We start from the raw sequence: 8,512 nt of genomic DNA, 5'->3' as shown, positions 1-8,512 counted from the left end.
GGGGCGGGCGGGGGCGAGGGCGGGGAGGCGGGGGTGGGGAGGGCGGTGAGGGTGTGGCGGATCGCGGTGCGGATGGCGGCGACCGAGGGGTCGAGCCTCATCCCCGGGAGTCGGCGGTGACGACGCGGGACACCCAGGCGTCGGGGTCGGCGATCTCGTCGAGGGTCGGCAGGGTGTCCTTGGAGGTCCAGATCTGGTTCAGGCCGTCCATGCCGACCCGGTCCAGCACCGACTGGACGAAGACGCGGCCCTCGGCGTACTGCCGCATCTTGATGTCCACGCCCAGCAGGCGGCGGACGAACTGCTCCAGCGGGTTGCCGGGGTTGCGTTTGCGGTCGAACGCCGCGCGGATCGTCGCGACGCTCGGAATGACCTGCGGCCCGACGCCGTCCATGACCACCTCGGCGTGGCCCTCCAGCAGCGTCAGCACTGCGGTGAGCCGGTCGAGCACGGCCCGCTGCTCGGGCGTCTGCACGGCCTCCAGCAGCGACGCGCCACGGGTGCCCTCGGGGGCGCGGGCGGCCTTGATCGCCGCGCCGAACTGCTGGTAGGCCTGGCTGAGCAGGTTGTCCGTCGGCGGTTCGGTGGCCTCGATGAAGGCCCGCACCTCGCCCAGGAAGTGGTCCCGCAGCCACGGCACGGCGGTGAACTGGGTCCGGTGGGTGACCTCGTGCAGGCAGACCCAGAGGCGGAAGTCGCGCGGGTCGGCCTTGATCCGGCGCTCCATGGCGACGATGTTCGGCGCGACCAGCAGCAGCTGCCCGGCCTCGACCCGGCGGCCGGGTTCGGCGGGCGGCGCGGCGAAGATGTCGTACTGGCCGAGGACCTTGCCGGACAGGTAACCCAGCACCGCCCCGGCCTCCACGCCGGTGACCTTCGCGCCGACCAGGTTGCCCAGGAAGCCGACCTTCTCCTCCAGCTTGTCGGTCAGCGGCGTGATCACCGTACGCAGGCCCTGCACGTTGACGTCGGCCCAGGTGCGCCGGTCGACCACCCGCACCGGGGCGTCCGGCACCTGCGGGGTCATCTTCGTGTATCCCGCGACGTGCCCGATCGCCTCGTCGGCGAGCCTTCTCAGGTCGGCGACGACCGCAGTGGCCTCCGCCAGGGTCACCGACGGGCCGGTCGGGCCGAGACGCGCGGCGGTGGTCGAGGCGAGATCCCAGTCCACGAGAGCCATAGGTAAGAACCTACTCTCCCGTAGCCATATCGCCCCGCGCCACGTGTTTGGATCTAGGGATGCGACAAGCGGTTTATGCGCCCCAGGGCGTCGTGGCCACCAGTCAGCCGCTGGCCGCCCAGGCGGGCCTGGCCGTGCTGCGCGAGGGCGGTTCGGCCGTCGACGCGGCGGTGGCTACGGCGGTGACGCTGACGCAGGTGCAGCCCGGCTCCAACGACATCGGCGGCGACCTGTTCGCGCTGGTCTGGGACGGCAGGGAGCTGCACGGGCTGAACGCTTCGGGGCGCGCACCGGCGGCACTGAGCCTGGCCGCCCTCACGGCGGCCGCGAAGCCGCCCAGCGGCGCGCTCGGTGGCGGGCAGGCCCAGGCTGCGCTCGCCCCACCGGCCCGAGGCTGGCTGCCGGTGACCGTGCCCGGTGCCCCGGCGGGCTGGCAGGACCTGCACGCGCGGTTCGGGCGGCTGCCGTTCGAGCGGCTGTTCGCCGACGCCGTGCACTACGCCGAGCAGGGCTGGACGGTGTCGCCGACGGTCGCCCGGCGCTGGGCCGAGTCCGTCGAGGTCCATCGCGGGCTGGCCCAGCCGGAGTGCCGGGACTGGGCGGATGTGTACGCGCCGGGCGGCCGCGCGCCGCAGGTCGGCGAGCTGTTCCGCAACCCGGGCGCGGGCCGGGCGCTGCGGCTGATCGGCGGGAGTCACGCCGACGCGTTCTACCGGGGCGAGATCGCGCAGGCGCTGGTCGCGTACGCGGCGCAGACCGGCGGCCTGCTCACCGCCGCCGACCTCGCCGAGCACACCAGCACCTGGGTCGAGCCGGTGCGCGCGGACTATCGCGGGCACACCGTGTACGAGATCCCGCCCAACGGGCAGGGGGTGGCCGCGCTGCAGGCGCTCGCGCTGCTGGACGGGTTGCCGGGGCACGGGCTGCACGAGCAGATCGAGGCGATGAAACTCGGCTTCGCCGACGCGCACGCGTACGTCGCCGACCCGGCCGCGTACCCGATGCCTGACCTGCTCGACCCCGCCTATCTGGCGCGGCGGCGGGCGCTGATCGGGGACCGGGCCGGTGACCCGCCGCCCGGCGACCCGATGCGGGGTGGCACCGTCTACCTGGCCGCGGCCGACGCCGACGGGATGATGGTCAGCCTGATCCAGTCGACCTACCAGGGCTTCGGCTCGTTCGTAGTGCTCCCGGAGTACGGCTTCGGCCTGCAGAACCGGGGGGCCGGGTTCAGCCTCGACCCGGCGCATCCGAACGTCGCCGCACCCGGCAAGCGGCCGTTCCACACGATCATTCCCGGCTTCCTGTTCCGCGACGGCGATCCGCTGGGACCGTTCGGTGTGATGGGCGGGCACATGCAGCCGCAGGGTCACCTGCAGCTGGTGCTCGCGACCGCCGACGACGCCCTCGGCCCGCAGGAGGCGCTGACCCGGCCCCGCTGGTACTGGCACACCGCGCGCCAGGTCGAGGTCGAGCCCGAGTTCGACCCGCTGCTGATCGAGGAGTTGCGGGCTCGCGGCCACGAGGTCACCGTCGCCACCGATCGCTCCACGTTCGGCATGGGCCAGGCCATCTGGCGTATCCCCGGCGGCTACGTCGCCGGCTCCGAACCCCGCGCCGACGGCCAGGCCGCTGCCTACTGACCCGGCCCGCCCGGCCGCCGCCGGGCTATCCAGCGGTTCGGGGCGGCTGGAACGGGAGTAGGTCGGCGGCCTCGGCGGCAAGTCCCGGGGATACGGGTGGTCGTTGACGGCAGTGTGAAGATGGCTACTTTTGTCCGGATTGGCTGCGGGCTTGCCCTGGTGGCGGGCGCTGCGGTCATACCGGCGGGCAGCGGCTCGGCCGCGCCGGACGGCCCGCAGAAACTTCAACCGGCCGCGCGGGCCACGGCCGGGCGCGCGCCCACCAGCCGACTCGCGAAGACCGACCGCAGCCTGCTCGACCGCACCGACGGCGAGCGCATCCCGGTGCTGGTCAAACTCGACCACGACGCGGTCGCCAGCTACGCGGGCGGAGTGCCCGGCCTGGCCGCGACCAGCCCCGCCGCCACCGGCGTACGCCTGCGCGGCGGTGACGCCGAACGGGCCTACGAGCAGTACCTCGCCCAGCGCGAGCAGCACTTCGCCTCGGCGCTCGCCGCGAAGCTGCCCGCGGCGCGGGTCGGCCAGAGCCTGCGCACCGTGTACGGCGGCGTCGCACTGACGCTGCCCGCCAACGAGGTGAAGAAGCTGCTCGCCGTCGAAGGCGTGGTGGCCGTGCAGCGCGACGAACTGCGCGAGCCGCTGACCGACTCGTCCAGCTCCTTCATCGGCGCGGACGTGCTGCAGAGCGGCGCGGGCGCGAACGGGGCCCCGACCAGCCAGGCGGGTAGGGGCGTCATCGTCGGCGTACTCGACACCGGCCTGTGGCCCGAGCACCCGTCCTTCGCCGACCAGGGCGTGCTCGCCGCGCCCCCGGCCAAGACGGACGGCTCGGCGCGGCGCTGCGACTTCGGCGACAACCCGCTGACCCCGGTCAAGGACGTGTTCCGCTGCAACAACAAGCTGATCGGCGGCGCGCCGTTCCTGAAGGCCTACCTGGAGGCGTTCCCGGACGAGACGTACAAGTCGGCGCGCGACAGCGACGGGCACGGCACGCACACCGCCTCGACGACGGCGGGCAACGTGCTGGCCTCGGCGAAGGTGTTCGGCGTCGAGCGCGGCCCGGTGCACGGCGTCTCGCCGGGCTCCTGGGTCAGCGCCTACAAGGTCTGCGGGGCCAACGGCTGCATGTCCTCGGACTCGGCGGCCGCGGTGGCGCAGGCGGTCCGTGACGGCGTCGACGTCGTCAACTTCTCCATCTCCGGCGGCACCGACCCGTTCAGCGACCCGGTCGAGATGGCCTTCCTCGACGCGTACGCCGCAGGGGTCTTCGTGGCCGCCTCGGCGGGCAATTCCGGACCCGACGCCGGGACCGTCAACCACCTGTCGCCGTGGGTGACCACGGTGGCCGCCTCCACCCAGCGCCGCGAGTTCAGCGCGGGCCTGACCCTGCAGGCGGGCACGGTGACCAAGCAGCTCAGCGGCGCGTCGCTGACCGCGGGCGCGGGCCCGGCCCCGCTGGTGCGGGCCGCCGACGCCCCTGGCTACAAGGGCGGCGCGACCTGCGCCAAGCCCGCGAAGAAGGGCCAGTTCACCGGCAAGATCGTGGTCTGCGAGCGCGGCGGCAACACCCGCGTCGAGAAGGGCTGGAACGTACGCGAGGGTGGCGCCGTCGGCATGGTCCTCTACAACCCGAAGGTCCAGGACGTCGAGACCGACAACCACTGGCTGCCGACCGTGCACCTGGCCGACCCGTCGGTGCTGGAGTTCCTGGACGCGAACCCCGACGTCATCGCGACGATCACCGCCGGTCAGGCCAGCCCCGGCACCGGCGACGTGATGGCGGCTTTCTCCTCGCGCGGCCCGGGCGGGCTCGCGCTCAAGCCCGACGTCACCGCGCCCGGCGTGCAGATCCTGGCCGGTCACACGCCGACCCCGGACGGCAGCGCGGGCGGCCCCGCCGGTGAGCTGTTCCAGGCCATCGCGGGCACCTCCATGTCCTCGCCGCACGTGGCGGGCGCGGCGGCGCTGCTGGCCTCCCGGCATCCCGGCTGGACCCCGGGAGAGCTCAAATCGGCCCTGATGACCACCGCGGTCACCGACGTGAAGAACGAGGACGGCACGACCCCGGCCGGGCCGCAGGAGATGGGCGCGGGGCGGATCGCCGTCGACCGCGCCGACCAGGTCACGCTGACCGTGTCGGACACCGCCGGCCGGATGATGACACTGGCCGACGACGAGGTGCACGCCGTCGACCTCAACCTGCCGTCGATCAACGCGCCGATCATGCCGGGCCGGCTGTCCACCGTCCGCACCCTGCGCAACATGACCGACCGGGTGCAGACGTACACCGTGGCCAGCACCGCGCCGAAGGACAGCGCGATCAGCGTCCCGGCGGCGCTCACCGTGCCGCCAGGCGGCTCCGCGCCGCTGCCGGTGACGATCTACTCCCGGGCCGCCGGGGACGGCTACCTGTCCGGCGAGATCCGGCTGACCTCGGCCGACGGCAGCCCCGCGCTGCACCTGCCGGTCGCCTTCCGGCCGTCGCAGGGCCAGGTCACGCTGGCCAGCACCTGCTCGGCGAAGAAGGTGCCGCTGGCCGGCGCCGCCCGGTGCACGGTGACGGCAGCCAACACCGGGTACGACGACGCGTCCGTCGACCTGACCACCCGGCTGGACCCGGCGCTCGCCGTCACCGGCGTCGACGGCGGGGCCACCGTGGACGGCCCGCGCGAGGTCAGCCACGACACCACGCTGCGCGGCATCGAACCGGGCCTGCCCGGTGTGACCGCCCTCGACGACCGGGCATGGAAGCCGCTGACCGTCGCCCCCGACGCCATCGGCGACGAAGAGATGATCAGCTACGAGACCCCCGCCTTCGCGTACGCGGGCCAGACCTACACCCGCATCGGCGTCGTCTCCAACGGCTACCTCGTGGTCGGCGGCGGCACCGCCCAGGACGTGCGCTTCGCCCCGCCCGGCGAGGAGGGCGAGCAGGCCCCCGACGCCGACCGCCCCAACAACGTGCTGGCCCCGTACTGGGCCGACCTCGACGGCTCGGCGGCCGACGGGGTGCGCGTCGCGGCCGTACGCGGCGGCGGGGTCGAGTGGATCGTCGTCGAGTGGCGGGTCAACCGCTTCGGCACCGACGACACCCAGCGCTTCCAGGTCTGGCTGGCGACCGGCGAGGACGAGGACATCCGTTTCGCGTACGACGCCAAGAACCTGCCCGGCGGCGCGAAGGTCTTCGCGGTCGGCGCGGAGAACGCCCTCGGCAAGGGCACCCTGCGCACCGAGCGGCCCGGCCCGGACCTGCGGATCCAGAGCACCGGCGGGCACCCGGGCGGCGTGGCGTCGTACACCGTGAAACTGCGCGGTGTCACGCCCTCCGACGCCCGCGTCACCACGAGCATGACCAGCCCGGAAGTCCCCGGCACCACCGTCGTGCGCACCCGCATCCCGGTGATCGGCCCGTAACCGCAGCTCCCCAGCCTGCGTACGTAAAGAAGGGCACCTTCCCAACGCCATGCGTTGCAGAAGGTGCCCTTCTCATGCGGCGCGGAAGGTGTGGCGGTAGTCCGCCGGAGTGGTGCCGATCCGGCGGCGGAAGTGGTGGCGCAGCGTCGCCGAGTCGCCGAACCCGGCCCGGCTCGCCACCGACTCGACGCTCAGCTCCGTCTCCTCCAGCAGGCGGCGGGCCAGCAGCAGCCGCTGATGGGTCAGCCAGTCGTGCGGCGTCGCCCCGGTCTCCGCCCGGAACCGGCGCGCGAACGTCCGCGGTGCCATGTGCGTACGCGACGCCAGATCGTCCACCGTCAGCGGCTCGTCCAGGTGCGTGAGCAGCCACTCCAGCAGCGGCTGCAACGTGTCGCAGTCCACCTGCTCCGGCATCGGCGCCTCGATGAACTGCGACTGCCCACCCGCCCGGTGCGGCGGCACCACCATCCGCCGCGCCAGCTTCGTCGCCACCGCCGCCCCCTGCTCCTGGCGCACCAGGTGCAGGCACGCGTCGATCCCCGCCGCCGTCCCCGCGCTCGTGATCACCCGCCCGTCCTGCACGTACAGCTCATCCGGCGACACCAGCGCCGTCGGATACCGCTCCGCCAGCAGCGCCGCGTGCTTCCAGTGCGTCGTACACCGCCGCCCGTCCAGCAGCCCCGCCTGCCCCAACAGGAACGCCCCCGAACACACCGACAGGATCCAGGCCCCCCGCTCGGCGGCCGCCTTCAGCGCGTCCACCGCCACCGCGGGCACCTCCGACGCCAGCGGGTGCGCCGGCACCGCCACCAGATCGGCACTCGCCAGCGGCGTCAGATCCGCGTGCGGCACCACCCCGAACCCCGACCGCGTACGGATCGGCCCCCCATCCGGGCTGCACAGCGCGAACTCGTACGACGGAAACCCGTCCAGCGTCCGATCAGTCCCGAAGACCTCGCACAACACCCCCAGCTCGAACGGCGCGACGTCGTCCAACCCCAGCACGGCCACCCGATACAGCGACATGTGACTCACGCTACTCGATGAATGGCAGAAAATCGAGGTACTGCGGCATTCCTGCCACTGTCCCCACCGAACCGGACACGAGACACTTAATTCACTCCGGTGCGCACCGGCCCAAACCACTCCGAAATGGTGAGGCCGTCATGGAGCTCTTCCTCTTCCTACTCGTGTTCCTCCTGGCCACCGGCGTCGCGGGCCAGCTCGGGATGATCGTCACCAATTCCGACCCCGACGTGCGCCAGAGGTCCTTCATCCGGCAGTCTTGACCACATGGGCTGGTACGACGCGGACATTGACCGTGTGATCATCACTGAAGAGGAGCTCCGCGCTAAAACCGCCGAGCTCGCCAAGCAGGTCGCCGCCGACTACGCGTCGGTAGACGGCCTGCTTCTCGTATGCGTCCTGAAGGGCGCGGTCATGTTCATGGCCGACTTCTCCCGCGAACTAGGCAAAGTCGGCGGCCCCCCCGCCGAACTAGAGTTCATGGCCGTCTCCTCCTACGGCCAAGGCACCACCTCCTCCGGCGTGGTCCGCATCCTCAAGGACCTCGACCGCGACATCGCCGGCAAACACGTCATCGTCGTCGAGGACATCGTCGACTCGGGCCTTACGCTCTCGTGGCTGCTGAAGTACCTCGAGTCGCGGTCGGCGAAGTCGGTGGACGTCGTCGCGCTGTTCCGGAAGCCGGAGGCGATCAAGGTGCCTGTGCCGGTCAAGTATGTCGGGTTCGATATTCCGACGGAGTTCGTCGTGGGGTACGGGCTTGACTACTCGGAGCGGTATCGCGAGGTGCCGTACGTGGGGATTCTCAAGCCTGAGGTTTATCAGCGCTGATCGTTTGTGGTTGCGCTCCGCAGGGGGTGCCGCCGGGTTCGCTGGGGGCCGCCAAGAACGGGCGGCCCTTTACGCTCTCTCCGGCGGCACCCCCTGCTCCGCTCCGGTAGGAGTGGTTGCGGTGGGTGGGGTTGAGCGGAGTTTTTTAGGTTCTGCCAAGTCAGTTACGCCCCACACTTGGCTCCCCCCTCTCCCCACAGTCCCCACAACTGTCCCCAAACACCGTCATGTGGGGCGTTACCCGTGGTCGCAAGCAAGCCGCCCACGTCTCCACGGGAGCCGTTTAGTGGGTTACCTGACTGACTAAGTAACCTCTGTCGCTTTTCCCCGTAGTTGTGTGAGCGTTCGTACCTCTTACGCGGAGCGGGGTGGGGGTCGGGGGCGCGTAAAGGGCCGCCCGGGTTTGGCGGCCCAGCGT

Annotated in this window: 6 protein-coding genes; 4 read left to right on the top strand and 2 right to left on the bottom strand. The window is 72.0% G+C overall.

The genetic code is table 11. The features are described from left to right. Window positions 1–97: 97 nt before the first annotated feature. The gene (locus HAV40_RS37710; RefSeq protein WP_166389114.1) at window positions 98–1,180 is read right to left on the bottom strand and encodes a zinc-dependent metalloprotease; all 1,083 of its coding nucleotides are present in this window, start codon (window positions 1,178–1,180) and stop codon (window positions 98–100) included. Window positions 1,181–1,239: 59 nt separating this feature from the next. Between HAV40_RS37710 and HAV40_RS37705 the strand changes: the two genes are divergently transcribed. Both HAV40_RS37705 and HAV40_RS37700 read left to right on the top strand, forming a co-directional pair. After that, the gene (locus HAV40_RS37705) at window positions 1,240–2,823 is read left to right on the top strand and encodes a gamma-glutamyltransferase family protein (RefSeq protein ID WP_166389113.1); all 1,584 of its coding nucleotides are present in this window, start codon (window positions 1,240–1,242) and stop codon (window positions 2,821–2,823) included. Window positions 2,824–2,943: 120 nt separating this feature from the next. Then, a complete protein-coding gene (locus HAV40_RS37700; RefSeq protein WP_166389112.1) occupies window positions 2,944–6,237 on the top strand; it encodes a S8 family serine peptidase in 3,294 nt (1,097 codons plus the stop codon). Between the two features lie 72 nt (window positions 6,238–6,309). Here HAV40_RS37700 and HAV40_RS37695 read toward each other — a convergent pair whose 3' ends face one another. Next, complete coding sequence (locus tag HAV40_RS37695) at window positions 6,310–7,263, bottom strand: GlxA family transcriptional regulator (protein ID WP_166389111.1); 954 nt, start codon at window positions 7,261–7,263, stop codon at window positions 6,310–6,312. 140 nt (window positions 7,264–7,403) lie between these two features. Between HAV40_RS37695 and HAV40_RS39030 the strand changes: the two genes are divergently transcribed. Both HAV40_RS39030 and hpt read left to right on the top strand, forming a co-directional pair. Further along, complete coding sequence (locus HAV40_RS39030; RefSeq protein ID WP_275413468.1) at window positions 7,404–7,526, top strand: hypothetical protein; 123 nt, start codon at window positions 7,404–7,406, stop codon at window positions 7,524–7,526. 4 nt (window positions 7,527–7,530) lie between these two features. Continuing rightward, window positions 7,531–8,094 carry a hypoxanthine phosphoribosyltransferase gene (gene hpt, locus HAV40_RS37690; RefSeq protein WP_166389110.1) on the top strand — a complete coding sequence of 188 codons (564 nt, stop codon included), beginning with the start codon at window positions 7,531–7,533 and terminating at the stop codon, window positions 8,092–8,094. Window positions 8,095–8,512: the final 418 nt, after the last annotated feature.

Origin of the sequence: Catellatospora methionotrophica (genome assembly GCF_011297335.1) — a bacterium.
Taxonomy (GTDB): Bacteria; Actinomycetota; Actinomycetes; order Mycobacteriales; family Micromonosporaceae; genus Catellatospora; species Catellatospora methionotrophica.
Note: the sequence above shows the minus strand (reverse complement) of the source record. Positions and strands in the feature narration are given on the sequence as shown.